Origin of the sequence: Kutzneria buriramensis, assembly GCF_003387475.1 — a bacterium.
Classification (GTDB): domain Bacteria; phylum Actinomycetota; class Actinomycetes; order Mycobacteriales; family Pseudonocardiaceae; genus Kutzneria; species Kutzneria buriramensis.
The window spans coordinates 433275-450411 of record NZ_QUNO01000008.1; the positions used below are offsets into that span (position 1 = coordinate 433275).

The 17137-nt window shown below is 70.4% G+C and carries 13 protein-coding genes; 2 read left to right on the top strand and 11 right to left on the bottom strand.

Annotated features, from left to right (window positions below; all coding sequences use genetic code 11):
• Entirely contained in the window at positions 1-1188 is a 1188-nt protein-coding gene (locus tag BCF44_RS25375) for an FIST signal transduction protein (protein ID WP_116176839.1), read from the bottom strand.
• Between the two features lie 192 nt (positions 1189-1380).
• Here BCF44_RS25375 and BCF44_RS25380 point away from each other — a divergent pair, with 192 nt between their 5' ends.
• Complete coding sequence (locus tag BCF44_RS25380; RefSeq protein WP_116176840.1) at positions 1381-3984, top strand: GH92 family glycosyl hydrolase; 2604 nt, start codon at positions 1381-1383, stop codon at positions 3982-3984.
• A 73-nt stretch (positions 3985-4057) separates the two neighbouring features.
• Positions 4058-5938, top strand: coding sequence for a molecular chaperone HtpG (gene htpG / locus BCF44_RS25385; RefSeq protein WP_170217730.1), 1881 nt, complete (start codon positions 4058-4060; stop codon positions 5936-5938).
• A 66-nt stretch (positions 5939-6004) separates the two neighbouring features.
• Here the strand turns inward: htpG and BCF44_RS25390 are convergent, their stop codons facing one another.
• The 10 genes from BCF44_RS25390 to BCF44_RS25435 form a co-directional block, all read right to left on the bottom strand.
• Entirely contained in the window at positions 6005-6715 is a 711-nt protein-coding gene (locus tag BCF44_RS25390; RefSeq protein WP_116176842.1) for an NAD-dependent epimerase/dehydratase family protein, read from the bottom strand.
• 4 nt (positions 6716-6719) lie between these two features.
• Positions 6720-7925 carry a cytochrome P450 gene (locus tag BCF44_RS25395; RefSeq protein ID WP_116176843.1) on the bottom strand — a complete coding sequence of 402 codons (1206 nt, stop codon included), beginning with the start codon at positions 7923-7925 and terminating at the stop codon, positions 6720-6722.
• Entirely contained in the window at positions 7922-8521 is a 600-nt protein-coding gene (locus BCF44_RS25400; protein ID WP_246015531.1) for a TetR/AcrR family transcriptional regulator, read from the bottom strand. Before BCF44_RS25400 ends, BCF44_RS25395 begins: the two co-directional genes overlap by 4 nt.
• Positions 8522-8562: 41 nt before the next feature.
• Positions 8563-9084, bottom strand: coding sequence for a DUF3558 domain-containing protein (locus tag BCF44_RS25405; protein WP_116176844.1), 522 nt, complete (start codon positions 9082-9084; stop codon positions 8563-8565).
• 170 nt (positions 9085-9254) lie between these two features.
• Positions 9255-10262, bottom strand: a complete 1008-nt coding sequence (locus BCF44_RS25410; RefSeq protein ID WP_116176845.1) for a YdcF family protein — start codon at positions 10260-10262, stop codon at positions 9255-9257.
• Positions 10263-10285: 23 nt separating this feature from the next.
• Positions 10286-12148 (bottom strand): cellulase family glycosylhydrolase, encoded by a 1863-nt coding sequence (locus BCF44_RS25415; protein WP_246015532.1) that lies wholly within the window; start codon positions 12146-12148, stop codon positions 10286-10288.
• A gap of 179 nt (positions 12149-12327) precedes the next feature.
• A complete protein-coding gene (locus BCF44_RS25420; protein WP_116176846.1) occupies positions 12328-13617 on the bottom strand; it encodes a transcriptional regulator in 1290 nt (429 codons plus the stop codon).
• A 139-nt stretch (positions 13618-13756) separates the two neighbouring features.
• Positions 13757-15334, bottom strand: a complete 1578-nt coding sequence (locus tag BCF44_RS25425) for a dipeptide ABC transporter ATP-binding protein (RefSeq protein ID WP_116176847.1) — start codon at positions 15332-15334, stop codon at positions 13757-13759.
• Positions 15331-16179 carry an ABC transporter permease gene (locus BCF44_RS25430; protein ID WP_116176848.1) on the bottom strand — a complete coding sequence of 283 codons (849 nt, stop codon included), beginning with the start codon at positions 16177-16179 and terminating at the stop codon, positions 15331-15333. Before BCF44_RS25430 ends, BCF44_RS25425 begins: the two co-directional genes overlap by 4 nt.
• Positions 16176-17135, bottom strand: a complete 960-nt coding sequence (locus tag BCF44_RS25435; RefSeq protein WP_116176921.1) for an ABC transporter permease — start codon at positions 17133-17135, stop codon at positions 16176-16178. Before BCF44_RS25435 ends, BCF44_RS25430 begins: the two co-directional genes overlap by 4 nt.
• Between the last annotated feature and the right edge of the window lie 2 nt (positions 17136-17137).

Here is a 17137-nt window from a genome sequence, read left to right on the forward strand (position 1 = left end):
TCAGCCGAGGGCCAGCACGGCGAGGGTCTGGTTGTGGAAGCCGTGGATGCCGCGGGCCCGCGCGATCTCGCCGTACGCGTAGAAGCCGGCGAACGGCGCCGACTCGGCCCACTTGGCCAGCCGCGCCTTGTCCCGCTGCACGGCGTCGTCGTCCAGCACGGCCCGCAGCGCGGCGCAGCTGATCGTCAGCAGCCCGACCGGCTCGTGGTCGCCGAGCCCGGCCAGCGCCTCCTGGCAGGCCGCGTCGGTGGCGGCCAGGATCGACTGCTCGTCGCCGGTCATGGCCCACACCAGGCCGCCGTGGTCGAAGTTGCCGCCGCCGCCCAGCGACCGGTCGTCCAGGTCGATCTGGGTGCTGACGTTGCGGGCGTCCACGCCGTTGCGGCGCTGGAGGCCCAGCGGCCGGGGCAGCACGAACCGCACGCACGCGTCCTTGTCGGTGTAGGCCTCCGGCGGCGCGCCCAGCCGCTCCAGGTAGACGTCCAGCGCCGGCCGGTCGTCCACGGTCTGGATGCGCCCGTCCCGGCTGCCGGTGACGATCATCGGCTCGCCGACGGTGCGGAAGCCGTGCCGCACGCCCACCGACAGCGGCGCCTCCGAGTGGATCGTGGCGGTCACCACCGCGTTGGTCAGCACGCGGTCACCGGCGATCAGGTAGGCCTGCTTCATCCGCCAGCCGTCCGCGCCGGATCCGCCGAACAGCGGCACGCTCGCGCCCAGCACGCTGTAGCAGCCGCGCAGGATTTGCTCCTGTTCTCGGACCAGGCCGTCGGTCAGCAACAGCAGCACCCGGTGCGGCAGGCCCGGGATCTCGGTGACGCTGCGACCCAGCTCCACCCCCGCGTCGCGCTGCCGCCCGGTCACGTCCTCCGCGGCGGCGACCGTCGCCGCGAAGCCGGGTCCGCCGAGCGCGGCGACCACGACCGTGCCGTCGGTGGCCCCGCCCGGGGCGATCTCGCCGCGGGTCGTGCACCCGATGACGGGCACGTCGTCGCCCACCACGTCGCGCACTCCAGCCCGCACGTGCGTGGGGTCGTGCTCGATCGCCGAGAACACGATGAGCAGCTTGGGCTCCGCCCCGGTCAGGGCGGCGCGAGCGGCCTGGGCCGCCGCGGTCCTCGATTCGGTGGTGCTGGATTGGCCGACACCCATCCAACGCCTGCCGTCGGGACGCGCGTCCGTGATCATGACGCCTCCACTCGACGGCGGTCGGTCAGACACCGTAGTCGCTTCCGCGGGCGCTTGCGGAGTCGGCCATGTAGATCTTCACTCAAACGGCGCATCTCCTTCGACAGCAGCGGACAGTTCGTTTGACACCGCCGACGGGCATTGGTCTAGTGCATCGGGTAACCAGATCGCTACCGTGGGGGGTGGGCCGCGATGCGGTTCCTTTCGGCACTGGCGGTTTCGGCGCTGGTCGCGGGCTTTGTCACGGTCACAACGGGTTCCGTGGCCGGCGCGGCGCCATCCGATCCGACGACACTGGTGAACCCGTTCGTGGGCACCGAGAACTCCGGCAACACGTTCCCCGGCGCGTCGGCGCCGTTCGGCATGGTCCAGGTCAGCCCGGACACCGGCGGCCAGGGCGGCTACGACTACGACCAGACGGCAATTTACGGCTTCAGCCAGACCCATCTGTCCGGCGTGGGCTGCGGCGTGATGGGCGAGCTGCCGCTCATGCCGACCACCGGCGCGGTGACCACGGTCGATCCGGCCAGGTACGCGTCCGCCTATTCGCACGCGAACGAGCAGGCCACACCCGGTTACTACCGGGTCGGACTGTCGTCCTACGGCGTTAACGCGGAAGTGACGGCGACGGCGCGGACCGGTTGGCAGCGCTACACGTTCCCGGCCACCGCGGCGGCCAACGTCCTGTTCAACACGGGTCAGGCCAACCAGTCCGTGCTCGACTCAGAGGTCCACATCGTCGACGACCACACGGTCGAGGGACGCGTGCACGACGGCGGCTTCTGCGCCGGGCATGATCAGCACACCGTCTACTTCACGGCCAGCTTCTCCCGGCCCTTCACGTCCTACGGCGCCTGGCGCGGCAGCACCCCGACGCCCGGCGCGACGGACGCCGCCGGCAGCGGCGGCAACGGAGCGTGGGTCACGTTCGACGTCTCCACCCGGCATGACGTTGTGGTGAAGGTCGGGCTCTCCTACACGGGCCCGGCCGGCGCGCGGGCGAATCTCGTCCAGGAGACCGGAAGTTCCTACGACTTCGACAAAACTCGAACCGCGCTGCACGACACGTGGTTCAGGTATCTGAACACCATTGGCGTCGCGGGTGGGAGCCAGGACCGAGAAACGGCTTTCTACACGGCTTTGTACCACGCGCAGCTGCACCCGAACCTGGCCGGCGACGTGGACGGCGGCTATGCCGGCTTCGACGGCAAGGTGCACAGGGCGGCGGACTACACGCCCTACCAGAACTTCTCGCTGTGGGACACCTACCGGCCGCAGAACCAGTTGCTGGAGCTGCTCCACTCCGACGTGGCACGGGACGTCGCGCTGTCGCTGGTGGCCGCCGGCCGCGACGGCGGCTGGCTGCCGCGGTGGGCGCTGGCCAACAGCGAGACCAACATCATGACCGGCGACCCGGTGACGCCGTTCCTGGTCGAGGCGTGGAGCAAAGGCTTGCTACGCGGTCACGAGCAGGAGGCGTACGCGTTGCTGCGCGCCAACGCCACAGGCCTGCCGCCGGCCGATTCGCAGTACAACGGCCGCACCGGCGAACCGTTCTACGCCGACCGCGGCTACATCCCGTCCGGGCTCAAGCGGGGAACCGACTGCGCCGACAAGGGCGGCGACAACGACTGCGACCACCCGGCGTCGGCGACCCAGGAGTACGCGCTGGCCGACGCCGCGCTGGCGCTGATGGCCCAGGGCCTCGGGCACGCCGCCGACGCGCGGATGTTCGCCGCGCGCGGGCAGTGGTACCGGAACCTGTGGGACGGCGCCCAGTTCCGGCCGCGCACGGTCGACGGCACCTGGTTGACGCCGTACGACCCGGTCGCCGCCGATCACCAGTTCCACGAGGGCGGCGCGTACCAGTACCAGTGGCTGGCGCCGCAGGATCCGTCCGGGCTGGTGCAGCTGATGGGCGGCCGGCCGACCGCCGAGCGCCGGCTGGACGCATTCTTCGCGTACCCGCATCTGCTGGCGGATCCCGTGAGAACGGTCCACGACGACTGGATCTCCAGCCCGTACGACTACTACAGCAAGCCGACCTACAACCCCAACAACGAGCCGGATCTGTTGGCGCCGTACCTGTACCTGTGGGCCGGCGCGCCGTCGAAGACCGCGACCGTGGTGCGGGCGGCGATGACCCTGTTCACCAACGGCCCCGACGGCATGACCGGCAACGACGACCTCGGCACCATGTCCGCCTGGTACGTGTTCTCCTCGCTGGGCCTGTACCCGACGACCAGCGGCGGCGACTTCCTGGCCCTGTCCAGCCCGCAGTTCCCGACCGCCGCCGTCCACGTCGGACAGCACGTGCTGACGATCTCCGCACCCGGGGTCACGGATGCGAACCGCTACGTGCAGAGCGTGGCGCTGGGCGGCCGCGGCGTCTCGGCGAGCTGGCTGAGCTGGGACGCCGTGGCCGGCGGCGGCGCCCTGCGGGTCGCCGTCGGGTCGAGTCCGTCGGCCTGGGCCACGCGGCCGTCGGACGAGCCGCCGTCGATCAACCACGCCGGTCCGGACACCCGTCGGCATGTGGACGCCTCGATCCGGGGGCTGGACGTGGACGTGCTCGGGCAGGCCCCGGGCACGCTGCCGGTGGCCGTGTCGGCCTCGGGTGGCTGGACCGTCCGCCCCGGTGCGCTGCTGCTCCGTTCCGACACCCTGCCGGTCCAGCAGACCGTGGCGCTGACCCCGCCGCCCGGCACGCCCGCCGGCAGCTACCAGGTCACCGTCACCGTCGTCGCCGCCGGTGCGAACCAGGTGACCCGAACCGCCACCGTGGCCGTCGGCTAGCCCGGTATCCTGCATTGTTCGGTGGCCCGGTGCTCGACGCCGGGCCGCCGGTGCGAACAGCGAAAGGATTCCGGTGAACACGCCAGTCGAGACGCTCGAGTTCCAGGCCGAGGCGCGCCAGCTGCTCCAGCTCATGGTGCACTCGATCTACTCGAACAAGGACACCTTCCTGCGCGAGCTGATCTCCAACGCCTCCGACGCGCTGGACAAGCTGCGCCTGGAGACCTACCGCGACAAGGACCTCGCCGCCGACACCTCGGACCTGCGCATCGAGCTGGTCGCCGACCGGGTCGAGCGCACCCTGACCGTCCGGGACAACGGCATCGGCATGTCCCGGGACGAGGTGGTCGCCCTGATCGGCACCATCGCCAAGTCCGGCACCGCCGAGTTCCTGCGCAAGATGAAGGAGTCCAAGGACGCCGCCGCCAGCCAGGACCTGATCGGCCAGTTCGGCGTCGGCTTCTACTCGTCGTTCATGGTCGCCGACCACGTCACGCTGCTCACCCGCCGGGCCGGCGAGGCCGCCGGCACCCGCTGGGAGTCCGCGGGCGAGGGCACGTACACCATCGAGACCGTCGAGGACGCCCCGCAGGGCACCTCGGTGACCCTCAAGCTCAAGCCCGAGGACACCGAGGACCACCTGTACGACTACACCGCCGAGTGGAAGCTGCGGGAGATCGTCACCCGGTACTCGGACTTCATCACCTGGCCGGTGCGGCTCGAGGTGGAGCGGACCGTCGAGGACAAGACCACCCGCGAGTTCGAGACCGTCAACTCGGGCAAGGCGCTGTGGGCACGGTCCAAGGACGAGGTGCCCGCCGAGGAGTACACCGAGTTCTACAAGCACATCAGCCGGGACTGGCACGACCCGCTGGAGACCGTGCACGTCAAGGCCGAGGGCACCTTCGAGTACCAGGCGCTGCTGTTCCTGCCGTCCAAGGCGCCGTTCGACCTGTTCATGCGGGAGCGCAAGCGCGGCGTGCAGCTGTACGTCAAGCGGGTGTTCATCATGGACGACTGCGAGGCGCTGATGCCGGAGTACCTGCGCTTCGTCAAGGGGGTCGTGGACGCGCAGGACCTGTCGCTGAACGTGTCGCGGGAGATCCTCCAGCAGGACCGGCAGATCCAGCTCATGCGGCGGCGGCTGGTCAAGCGCGTGCTGTCCACCGTGAAGACGATGATGGCCGACGCGCCGGAGAAGTACGCCACCTTCTGGACCGAGTTCGGGCCCGCCGTCAAGGAGGGCCTGCTGTCGGACTCGGAGAACCGCGAGACCATCCTGGACATCGCCTCCTTCGCGTCGACGCATGACGCGGAGAAGCCGACCACGCTGGCCGACTACGTGGAGCGGCTGCCCGAGGGCCAGGAGCACATCTACTACATGACCGGCGCGTCCCGGGCCATCGTGGAGAGCTCCCCGCACCTGGAGGCGTTCCGCGCCAAGGGTCTCGAGGTGCTCATCCTCACCGACGCCATCGACGAGATGTGGGTCGACTCGACCGACGAGTACCGGGGCAAGAAGTTCCAGTCCGTGGCCAAGGGCGAGGTCGACCTCGACGCCGACAAGCCCGAGGAGGCCGGCGACTTCGAGCCGCTGCTGACCTGGCTGTCGTCGAACCTGGACAGCGTCAAGCAGGTTCGGCTGTCGTCGCGGCTCACCACCTCGCCGGCATGCCTGGTCGGCGAGGCCGGCGACCTGACGCCCACGCTGGAAAAGATGTACCGGGCGATGGGGCAGCCGGTGCCGGAGGTCAAGCGGGTGCTGGAGCTCAACCCCTCGCACGCGCTGGTCACCGGGATGCGGACGGCCTTCGCCGCCGGCGGGCACGAGACCGAGCTGGGGGAGACGGCGGAGCTGCTGTACGGCATGGCGCTGCTGGCCGAGGGCGGCGACCTCCCCGACCCCGCCAAGTTCACCAAGGTGCTGGCCGACCGGTTGGCCCGCAGCCTCTAACCCGCCTTTTTCGCCACATGCGCTTCCTACTTGGCGCCAGGTGCCAAGTAGGAAGCGCATGTGGCATCACCCCAGCAGGTCGTGGGTGGCGGTGACGTCGAGGCGGCCGCCGACCTGGTCGCTGATGGCGTTCACCACCGCGAACCGCACGCCGCGAACCTCGATCGCCCGCACCATGATCCGGTACAGGTCCGCCGCCGCGGTGTGGAGGAAGTCGTTGTGCGGGTTGGGCCCCGGCACCTGGTCGCCCACGTAGAACGCCCCGATGCGCAGGGCGATCACCGACATGCCACGCTGCTCGGCGTAGTACCGGCCCAGCGCCTCGCCGAACGCCTTGGTCACCCCGTACAGGTTGCCGGGATTCACCGGGTCGTCGGCGGAAACCTGTTTGCCGGCCGGATATCCGGACACGGCGTGCACCGACGACGCGAACACCACGCGTCGCACGCCGGCCTCCGATGCGGCCTCGAACAGGTTGCGGCAGCCGACGATGTTGTTGGGCAGCAACGACTCCCAGTCGGCCTCCAGCCGCGGATCGGCGCCCAGGTGCACGACGGTGTCGACGTCCTCGCAGGCCCGGGCGAGGGCCGCGGGATCGGTGAGATCCGCCGGCACGAAGTCCTCGGCGTCGACGGGGCGGGTGTCGGTGGCCCGCAGCACGTAGCGGTCGGCGGCGTGCCGCAGGAACCCCGACCCGATGCGCCCCGCCGCGCCGGTGACCAGGACCCGCCCTACGGCGGCGTCCCCGGACAGCGGCGCGCTCAGCGTGAACACCATCCCGTCAGGCTAGCCGGACCGGCAGCTCCCTCATGCCCCGCAGGATGATGTTGTCGTTGTAGGTCGGCTCGCCGGCCAGCTCCAGCACGTCCAGGCCGGCCAGCGCCTCGAACATGATCCGGCCCTCCAGCCGGGCCAGCGGCGCCCCCAGGCAGAAGTGCGGGCCGTGGCCGAACGCCAGGTGCCGCGACGGCTCGCGGGTGATGTCCAGCCGGTCCGGGTCGGCGCACACCTCGGGATCCCGGTTGGCCGCCCCGAACAGCAGGATCGCGGCGCTGCCGGCGGGCGCGTCGAACTCGCCGACCTTGGTGTCCTGCAAGGCGATCCGCGCGGTGAACTGCACCGGCGGGTCGTACCTCAGGAACTCCTCGACGGCCCGCTCGGCCAGCGCCGGCTCGGCCCGCAGCCGGGCCAGCTCCGACGGGTTGCGCAGCAGCGCCAGCGTGCCGTTGCCGATCAGGTTGACGGTGGTCTCGTGCCCGGCGATCAGCAGCAGGATGCAGGTGGTCAGCAGCTCGGACTCGGACAGCACGTCGCCGGCGTCCTGCACCTGCACCAGCCCGGACAGCAGGTCCTCGCCGGGGTTGTCGCGGCGCTTGTCGGCCAGCGCCAGCATGTACTGCCGGAACTCCTCGCGCGCCTGGAACTGCCGTTCCCGCACGCCGTCGGGGATGAGGAAGTCGGGGTCGAGGCCGCGGGCCATGTCGTGCGACCAGGCGACGATCAGGTCCCGCTCGTCCACGGGCACGTCGAACAGCTCGCTGATCACCGCCACCGGCAGCGGGCGGGCGATCACGTCCATGAAGTTGACGGTCTCGCCCAGATTCGATCGTCTCAGCGCCGAGTCGATCAGCTCGCGGGTGGTCTGCTCGATCATCGGCGCGAGCCGCTCCACCACCCGCCGGGTGAACGCCTTGGACACCAGGCCGCGCAGCCGGGTGTGGTCGGGCGGGTTCATGCCGAGGAAGCTGCGCTGCGGCGGCGGGGTGCTGTTCAGCGGCCCGGTCTGGTCGGCCTCGGCGTGCCCGAACGTGACGTCCCGCAGCACGTTCGAGCAGTCCTGCTGCCGGGTCACGACCAGGGGCTGCACCCCACCATCGCTCGTCGGGCCGCCCGAGATCGGCGCGGTCTCCCGCCACTGCCGGTAGGTCGGGTACGGGTCCTGCCGGAGCGTCGGGTCGATCAGCGCGAGCAGGGACGGTGCGGTCATGGTTGCTCCTCGTCAGCCTCGGCGCCGGTGAACAGCCAGCGCAGGGCCCGGCCGAACAGCTCGTCGGGCACGCTGTCCGGGTCCACCCGGCGCATCCGCACCAGCCCCTGGAACAGCGCGATCACGATCGAGGACAGCTCGCCGGCCCGCTCGGCGTCCGGCACCGACCGGGCGACCAGGTCGGTGAGCAGCCGGCGGGGCTCGCGCATGCGTTCGGCGTAGGTCTCCATCAGCTCTGGGTTGCGCACCGCGTACAGCCAGAACTCGGCTTGCAGCGGCGCGAAGTCGGCGTCCTTGTCGGCCACCTCGACCAGCAGTCGGCCCAGCGCGCCGTTGGCCTCGGCCGGCTCGGCCTCGGCGATGATCTCGGCGGCGCGGTTGACCCGGTCGTTGGCTCTCTCCTGGAGCAGCTCGACGAACAGCTGCTCCTTGCCGCCGAAGTTCGAGTACACCGCCCCGATCGAGTAGCCGGCCGCCTCGGCGATCTCGTCCACCGACGCGCCGGCCAGGCCCTTCTGCGCGAACACCCGGGCCGCCGCGTCCAGCAGCCGCTCACGGGTGCGCGCCTTGGCCTCCGCCCTGGTCAGCCTGGTCACATAACGAACGCTACTCGGATAGTGATCGCTATGTCAAAGGCTCATCCCTTCAGTGCCCGTGCGCAGGCCGCGGCCGCCTGCTTGGCGAATGCGTCCTGGTCGGCCGGCTTCTTACCGGTGAGCAGCAGCTCGCAGCTGCGCTTGTCGCCCTGCGCGCCGAACGCGGCGTAGGCCGTGCTCCGCAGCGCCTTGAAGCCGAGGCCGTCGACCGGCTGCGCGTCCTTGTACTGCTGCTTGAAGTTGTCCAGCTCCTGGCCGACGAAGTCGCCCTTGTAGACGGTGAGCACCACGCCTTGCCCGATCTTCGGGCTGTTCTTCGGCGCGTAGTCGCAGACGGCGTCCTGGTCGTTGACGTGCTTGAGCTGGCCGGGGCCGGTGGCCGCGCCGAGCATCGTCTCCGCGTCGGACTGGGTCAGGTACTGGCAGGCGTCCATCGTCGCCCCGGACGTGATGTCGCCGGGGCCGGGCACGACCGGGCCGTCGGCCGACGTGGACCCGCCGCCGCAGCCCGCGACAACGACCCCGACCGCCAGCAACAGGGGAATTACTCGTAGACCTCGCATGGCGGCAGATACTGGGCCATGCCCCAAGGTGCATTCTCCTCAGGCCCACCCGAACGCCCCAAAGTCCCCCGCGAGTTCGCCCAGAAATCAAACACAGTCAGCCAGAACGAATGTAAGCCTGAGGCAGAACCCCCGCGAGTCCCGTCCAGCGTCACACCGAAGTGACGGATTCATTTCACCAGTCCCAGCACCCCGACCGCCCCGAACATCAGGCAGAACACGATGTTCTTCACCCGATGGTCGACCAGCACGGCGACGAATTCACGCAGGAACGCGTTCGGCCAGAAGTAGCGGGCGGTGGGCGCGCCGATCACCTGGCCGTTGACCTTGGCCCGCCGGGCGAACAGCGCCGCGCGCAGCACGTGATAGTTGCTCGTGACGATGGTGCAGCGGTAGTCGGGCTTGTGGGCCAGCATGATCTGCCGGCTGAAGGTGAGGTTCTCCAGGGTCGTCGTGGACCGGTCCTCCAGCAGCACGGCCCCCTCCGGCACGCCGCCGGCGATCAGGTAGTCGGCCATGGCCCGGGCCTCGGACACCGGCTCGTCGGAGCCCTGCCCGCCGGAGGTGATCAGCATCGGGTCGCCGCCGCGGCCGCGCACCCGCTCCCACACCTGCCGCCCGCGGTCCAGCCGCCCGGCCAGCAGCCGCGACACCTCGCCGCGGATCAGGCCGGCACCGAGCACCACCACGAAGTCCACGTCCCGGCGCTGCCGGATACGGCCGTAGAACACCGAATAGGCGAGGAAACAGCAGAACACGAACGAGATGTAGAACAGCACGCCGCCGACGCTGAGCACCAGCGCGGCGAGAATCCGGTTCTGCGTGCCGAACGCGGACAGCGCCAGCGCGAAGAAGCCGACGATCACGGCGCCGGCCAGCAGGGTGAGGATCGAGGACGGCTTCAGCCCCTCGCGCCGGACCATGGTGACGCCGTTGACGAACAGGAACACGGTCAGCGCGACGGTGCTCAGTGGTACGGCGATGCCCAGGAGCAGCAACGGGATCACGGCCAGCCAGGGCGACACCCGGCTGGCCGCGCCCAACGCCGCGAAGCCGAGGAAGAACAGCGCCAGCACGAGGTACACGCCGTTGCGCAGGCGGCGGCGGTCGATCAGGAAGCTGACGAGGAACACCCCGACCCAGCCGAGGCCGAACACCAGCCACACCAGCGTGTTCATGGCCGATGACTGTAGCCGACCGGTCAGCGCGTCCCCTTGTCGGCCACCGTACGCCCGATCGGAGACACCTCGACGGCCCCGTCGTGCTGGCTGACCAGCACTCGGAACCGCCGGCCGTCCTCGTGCACCAGCACGTCGGCGAAGACCAGTGGATCGTCCACAGTGGCCTCCCGCCGCACGCCGGCGGCCGCCGCGAGCGCCTGGTACAGCCGGTAGGTGGCCTCCGGGTTGACGTCGGCCTGGCAGGAGGCCATGTACTCCAACGGGTACGTGCACAGCACCGCCCACCCGTCGCCGACCCGGTTGCGCAGCAGGAACGGCCGCCCGTAGTCGTCGATGGCGAGCACCTCGGCGGTGGTCGGCGTGACCGGAAGGAACGCGCGGCCGTGCTCGTTGCCGGCGGCCTGGAAGCGCAGCACCTGGTCGGCCCGCAGGTAGCCGAAGTCCTCGACGAAGCGCATCGCGACGATGTCCTCGAGGATGGGGGCGACCAGCCCGTACCGGAGTTCCTGCCGTACCCCGAAGAACTCGTCCAGCCCGGCGAACCACGGTCCCCGGTTGCCGCCGTGGGTGCCCGAGCAGTACGAGAGGTACACGGTCGCCCCGTCGCGCGCGAGCTCCCCGAGCCGGCGGAACGTCGGCGCCATCAGCTGACGGGTCGACGGCAGCAGGTACAGCAGGGCGTCATCGGCGATGCCGTCCTCCTCCCGGGTGAGGCCCGGCGCGAGATCGGCCTCGCGGGCGGCGACGTAGGCCTGTCGCAACGAGTCGAACACCAGTCGACGGTCGTCCTCGGACACGGTGACGGGATAACCACGCTCCAAATAGGACGACACCACCAGTGCGACGTCGGTGTCCGCACGGCGAACCCGATCGAAGTCCACTTCGGACAGAACGGAGGCGAACTTTCGCAGTTCCCGCAACGCCGCCTTCGGCCGCCCGGCCGAGTCCGTCACGCCGAAATGCATCTCGAACGGATGGTGCCGGTACGGGTCCTGGTCGGCCAGACCGTCGAAGTCGGTGTTGTTCCACGCCAACCAGCCCGTCGCCCCGGCGAGCAGCGTGGTGTGCAGCACCTGACGGTAGTAGGCGGCGGTGTTCTCCTCGGACGCCCAGTCCGACGACAGACCGAACTCCTCCAACACCACCGGATTGCCGCCGACCGCGGCCAGTTCGCACAGGAACGCGGCGTTCAGGTTCTGCCGCACGGGATCGGAGTCGGTGGGGTAGACGTGGGGACCGGTGAAATCGGTGAACTCAGCCAGTTCTCGCACGGAAAAGCCATTCTCCCGACCGGTGATCTCGATGCCCCACGCGCCGTCGCCGATCGACACCGGCTGGTTCGCACCGCCGGCCCGCACCGCCTGCACCATCAACTGCGCCCACGCCGTCACGTGTTCGCGCGGCGCCGGCGGGTCGCCGCGGCGGCGGCCGTAGCTGGGCATCTCGTTGCTGATCAGCCAGCCGGTGACGGCGGGGTGGTCGTGGAAGCGGCGCGTGATCCGCTCGATGAACCACGCCTGCCGGCTCACCATCTCCACGTCCGCGTACAGGTCGCGACCGTGCCGCCAGGCCGGATCCCAGTTCTGGCCGGACATGTGGCCGACCAGGAAGGTCGGCACGGACGTCAGTCCGAATTCCACATGCGCGTCAAGAAAGTCGGCGAATTTGTCGACCATGGCCTCGTCGACACGGTCCGGTTCCGGGTGGAAATCCGGCCAGTAACAGAACGTCCTGGTCACGGTGAGCCCGTGCCGGGCGAGTGTGGCCAGCTCGTCCCGTACCAATTTCGGGTCATAATAGCGCCACATCAGCGGACCGCCGGCCCGGGACCAGAAGTTCACGCCGAGCCAGGTTCGGCCCAGTCGGGGCGACGGCCGCTTCACGCCGAAACCTCCATATGGCGCACGGGATCCGGCCGGTTGACCGGCAGGTGGTTGACGCCGTCGCGCACCTCGGCCACAGTCGGATTCACGGCTGTCCCTCGCGCTCGGAAATGGTCCGTTAATCGACACTCGCCTGGCAGCATGCAACGCCGCCGCGGGCGCGGTCAACGGTTTCCGATTTATGTATCCAGGTTCGTTTCGATGCACAGCCGGTACAGCGTGGTCGGTCGGCCCTTCCGATGGGTCTGCGCGCTGCCGTCCGGCCGCACCAGCCCGCCGGCGAGCAGCTTGCGCAGCAGCCGACGGCCACTCGGATCGGTGATGCCCAGCGCGTTGGCGAGCTCGCTGGGCGCCAGCGTGCGGCCCTGCTGCCGGCGTTCCACCGACACCAGCCGGGACAGCGTCGCCGGGCTCAGTCCGACCGATCGGGCAAGGTTTTCGAGCCGCGGGCCATGGTCCCGGACGGTGAACTCGGCCGGCCGGCCGTCGCGGCTCATCGGCCCGACCACCATGCCGCTGTGCTCGATGAGGTATCCCGACGGCCGCCCCTCCGCCTCCGCGCGCACCGCGGCCCGCTCCGCCAGCGTGACGCACGTGCGGGCCGAACCGCCGATGCCGAAGCCGGCCGCGACCCGGATGCCCAGCTCCTCGTCGGCGCGGTCCAGCACCGGCACCGTCGCCCAGTCGTGGGTGACCTCGTCGAACAGGGCCTTGTGCGCCAGCACGAGCAGCCCGCGCCGGCCCCGGTTCTCGATCAGCGCGTCGGCGAACTCCGGGGTGTTCACCAGGAGGTTCATCAGGCCGATCCGGGCGCGGTCGGCGTCCCGGTCGCCGCTCGGCGCGGCCACCAGGAACACGCCGGCCGCGAACCGGAACTCGTCCGCGCGCCGGGCCCGGATGCGTTGCCGCAGGTCGTAGAGCTCGGCGCGGACCGCCGACGGGATGGTCTGCGTCTGCACCACCGGCAGCTTGCCGCGCAGCCGGCTGGCCACCTCGCACCGTGCGCTGATCACGTAGCCGGCCCGCTTCACCGTGCGCAGGTGGTGGTCGACGACCTCGCTCGTGGGCTGGCCCGGTTGATACGGCAGCGCTGTCACCTGAGTCGACTTCACGTTGAGCGCTGCGGTGACCTCCGCGATGGCGTCGTGATCGAAACTGTCGATGGAGACGGGCGGCCGCAGGTGCTTGGCCTGCGCGGTGGAGAACGCCAGCGCCAGCGCCAGCGCCGCCGGCCGCAACACCGTGACGGGTAGGTCCTCGGGCAGCAGGTGCCGGCAGGCGTCGTAAGGGGGCCGGCCGAGCAACAGGCCGTCCACGGGCTCGCGCAGCAGCTCGGCGACCGCGTCCGGCACCTCGCCGTCGTGCGTGTACTCGGCGCAGCGCAGCGTCAGGTCCGCGATGTCGGCGGCGGCGGCCGCGAACACCTGGCGATTCCTGGGATGCAGCACGACCCCGATCGTGATGCTCATCCGGTCCCTCCCCGCAGTGGACAGCCGGATCAGCATGCGCGGGTGGTCCGGTGCGTGTGGCGCTGAGGTGCGCTGGGCACCGGCAATTGTGCCCGTTCGAGCCAGGATCTGGTCCGTATTGTCCGGAAATTCTAGGGTTTCACGCCGTCGCGAGCCGCCGGCGATCGCGCTGCGCGGCCGGATCCGGTACGGGGGAGGCGAGCAGCAGCGCCCGCGTGTACGGGTGTTCGGGGGTGTGCAGCACCGTCGCGCACGGCCCCTGCTCGACGAGCTGCCCGCCGCGCAGCACGGCCACCCGGGAACAGACGCGGTCCACCACCGCGAGGTCGTGGCTGATGAACAGGCAGCCGAAGCCGAACTCCTGGTGGAGCCGCTCCAGCACATCCAGCACCGCCGCCTGCACGGAGACGTCCAGCGCGCTGGTCGGCTCGTCGGCGATCAGCAGGTCCGGGCCGAGCACCACCGCGCGCGCCAGGCCGACCCGCTGCCGCTGGCCGCCGGAGAGCTCGTGCCCGCGCCGGTCGAGCAGCGCCTGCGGCAGCTCGACGGCGTCCATCAGTTCCCTGACCCGACGCCGGCGTTCGGCCCGGCTCGTGCGCGTGTGGATCACCATCGGCTCGGCGATCGTCTGCTCGACGGTCTTCGTGGGGTCCAGGGAGGACGCCGGATCCTGGAACACGACACCCAGGCGGCGGCGGGCCTTGTGGGTCAGCTTGCCGCCGAAGACGTCGACCGTGCCGCCGCGCGGCGTCACCAGGCCGAGGGCGCACTGGGCGAGAGTCGTCTTGCCGGAGCCGGATTCGCCGACCAGGCCGACGAATTCGCCCGGGCCGACGCTGAGGGACACGCCGTCGACCACCTTGCGGCCGTGGTACTCGACGGTGATGTCCCTGAGCGCCAACACGGTTCGGTCACGCTCGGGCTCTTCGTCGTGCGGGGTGTCGCCGAGGCGGGGCACGGCGGCCAGCAGCTGCCGGGTGTAGGCGTGCCGCGGGTTGGCGAACAGCGCGTCGGTGTCGGCCTCCTCGACGACCTTGCCGTTGCGCAGCACCAGGACCCGGTCGGCGATGTCCGCGACCACGCCGAGGTTGTGCGTGATCAGCAGTGTGCCGGTGCCCTCGGTGTCGCGGATGTCCCGCAGCAGGTCGAGGATCTGTTGCTGCACGGTCACATCGAGCGAGGTGGTCGGCTCGTCGGCGAGGATCAGCCCCGGCCCGGCGGCGATCGCGATGGCGATCAGCGCTCGCTGCCGCAGGCCGCCGGACAGCTGGTGCGGGTACTGCTTGAGCCGCTTGGACGCGTCCGGCACGCCGACCCGTTCGAGCAGCTGGACGCAGCGGTCGCGGTAGTGCTTGTGCCGTCGCGGCTCGGGATCGTGGTTGCGGATCGCCTCGGCGACCTGGAACTCGATGGTGTGCAACGGGTTCAGCGCGGTCATCGGCTCCTGGAACACCATGCCGGCGTCGCGCCCGCGCAGCTGCCGCAGCTCCTCGCCGGTGGCCTCGCGAACATTCTTGCCCGCCACCGTGATCGTGCCGTCGACGTGGGCGGAGCGAGGGAGCAGACCGAGCGCCGCCAGCGCGACAGTGCTCTTGCCGGAGCCGGACTCGCCGACCAGGGCCACGATCTCGCCCCTGGCCACTGTGACCGACAGACCGTCCACGGCGACGGCGGTGCCGTAGCTGACCCGCAGATCGGTGATCTCCAGCACACTCATGCCCGCCCCCTCGCCGCGAACGCGTCGCGCAGCCCGTCGCCGACGAAGTTGATCGCGCAGACCACCAGCACGATCGCGATGCCGGGCGGCAGGATCAGCCACCACGCGCCGTCATAGGTGTACGTGATGCTCTTGCTGAGCATCGCGCCCCAGTCGGTCGCCGGCGGCGGCACGCCGAGGCCGAGGAAACTCACGTACGCCACCAGCAGGATCGCGTCCGCGATCTGGAAGGTGCCGGCGACCACCAGCGTGCCGACCGCGTTGGGCAGCAGGTGCCCGAACACCACACGCAGCCGGCCCGCGCCCATCACCGTGATCGCCTTGACGAAGTCGCGTTCCCGCAGTGTCGCCGCCTCCGCGCGCATCAGCCGCGCCGGCACCAGCCACGACACGCCGCCGATCACCAGCGACAGCACCGGGATCGACGGGGTGACGAGCGTGGCCGCCACCAGCAGCAGGAACAACGCCGGGATGGCCACGCCGGTGTCGACGATCCGCATCAGCACCGCGTCCAGCCAGCCGCCCGCGTAGCCGGCGAGCGCGCCCCAGACCGCGCCGATCGCCGTCGCCAGCAGGCCGGCCAGCACGCCGATCGCCAGCGACGTCCGGCCGGCGACCATCAGCCGGCCCAGCACGTCGTAGCCGAGGTCGTCCGTGCCGAGCGGATGTCCCTGCTGGCCCGGGGAGAGCCGCGCCGCGTCGAGGGCGGTGTGCACCTGGTCGGAGTGGTAGGCGAGCGGCCCGGCGAGGCAGAACAGCACGACCAGCCCGAGGATCACCGCGCCGGCCGTGGCGAGACGGTTGCTGCCCACGGCGAAACGGGTGGGAAGCGCGATGGTGGTCATGACTTCACTCCCGGCACCCGAACCCGTGGATCTATGAGCAGCTGGACCACGTCCGCCAGCAGCGAGCCGAGCACCGTGGTCACTGCGATCACCAGGACGACGCCGAGCAGCACGGGGAAGTCCGCGTTGCGGGCGGCGGTCCAGAACAGCAGGCCGACGCCGGGGTAGTTGAACATCGACTCCACCACCAGCGAACCGCTGAACACCACCGGCACCGAGTAGCCGATCATCGACACGACCGAGGTGAGCGAGTTCGGCCAGACGTGCCGCCACAGGATCGTCCGCTCCGGCGTGCCCTTGGCCCGGGCCGTGCGCACGTAGTCCTCGGCGAGGTTATCCACTGTGGACGAGCGCATGTACCGGCTGTAGGCGACGGCCGTGACGCCCGTGCCGGCGAGCACCGGCAACACCAGCGACGCCGGCTGGGACAACAGGGAAGCGATGTCGTCGCCCTGCGCCGCCTGGGCCGGGAAGATCGGCAGCACCTGCGCGAACAGGATGATCAGTACCAGTGACAGGAAGAACACCGGCGTCGCGTACAGCACGAACGCCAGCCCGGTGGTGACGACGTCGCTCGCACGCCCGCGCCGGACTGCCTGCCACACACCCAGCGGCAGCGCCACGAGGATGCCCAGCAGCGTCGAAGTTGCCGTCAGTAGCAGGGTTTTCGGCAGCCGTTCGCCGAGCAGCGTGCTGACATCGGTGTTGAGCGTGTACGACGTGCCGAGGTCGCCGTGCACGAGGCGGACAAGATAATCCCAGTACTGCAACGGAATCGACTGGTCGAAGCCCTCGGCCCGGTTGAAGGCGTCGATCTGCGCCTGGGTGGCCTTGACGCCGAGCACGCCCCGCGCCGGGCCGCCGGGCAGCAGGTGCAGGATCACGAACGTCACCACCGTGACCAGGAAGACGACGATCAGGGCCAACAGCAGGCGGCGGGCGAGGAATCGAGTCATGG

What these genes read in the sequence shown, in the direction of transcription:
- BCF44_RS25410 (WP_116176845.1), bottom strand. Translation starts at nt 10,262, where the DNA reads ATGAACACGCTGGTGTGGCTGGTGTTCGGCCTCGGCTGGGTCGGGGTG.
- BCF44_RS25425 (WP_116176847.1), bottom strand. Translation starts at nt 15,334, where the DNA reads ATGAGTGTGCTGGAGATCACCGATCTGCGGGTCAGCTACGGCACCGCC.
- BCF44_RS25395 (WP_116176843.1), bottom strand. Translation starts at nt 7,925, where the DNA reads ATGACCGCACCGTCCCTGCTCGCGCTGATCGACCCGACGCTCCGGCAG.
- BCF44_RS25380 (WP_116176840.1), top strand. Translation starts at nt 1,381, where the DNA reads ATGCGGTTCCTTTCGGCACTGGCGGTTTCGGCGCTGGTCGCGGGCTTT.
- BCF44_RS25435 (WP_116176921.1), bottom strand. Translation starts at nt 17,135, where the DNA reads ATGACTCGATTCCTCGCCCGCCGCCTGCTGTTGGCCCTGATCGTCGTC.
- BCF44_RS25405 (WP_116176844.1), bottom strand. Translation starts at nt 9,084, where the DNA reads ATGCGAGGTCTACGAGTAATTCCCCTGTTGCTGGCGGTCGGGGTCGTT.
- BCF44_RS25420 (WP_116176846.1), bottom strand. Translation starts at nt 13,617, where the DNA reads ATGAGCATCACGATCGGGGTCGTGCTGCATCCCAGGAATCGCCAGGTG.
- BCF44_RS25375 (WP_116176839.1), bottom strand. Translation starts at nt 1,188, where the DNA reads ATGATCACGGACGCGCGTCCCGACGGCAGGCGTTGGATGGGTGTCGGC.
- BCF44_RS25390 (WP_116176842.1), bottom strand. Translation starts at nt 6,715, where the DNA reads ATGGTGTTCACGCTGAGCGCGCCGCTGTCCGGGGACGCCGCCGTAGGG.
- BCF44_RS25430 (WP_116176848.1), bottom strand. Translation starts at nt 16,179, where the DNA reads ATGACCACCATCGCGCTTCCCACCCGTTTCGCCGTGGGCAGCAACCGT.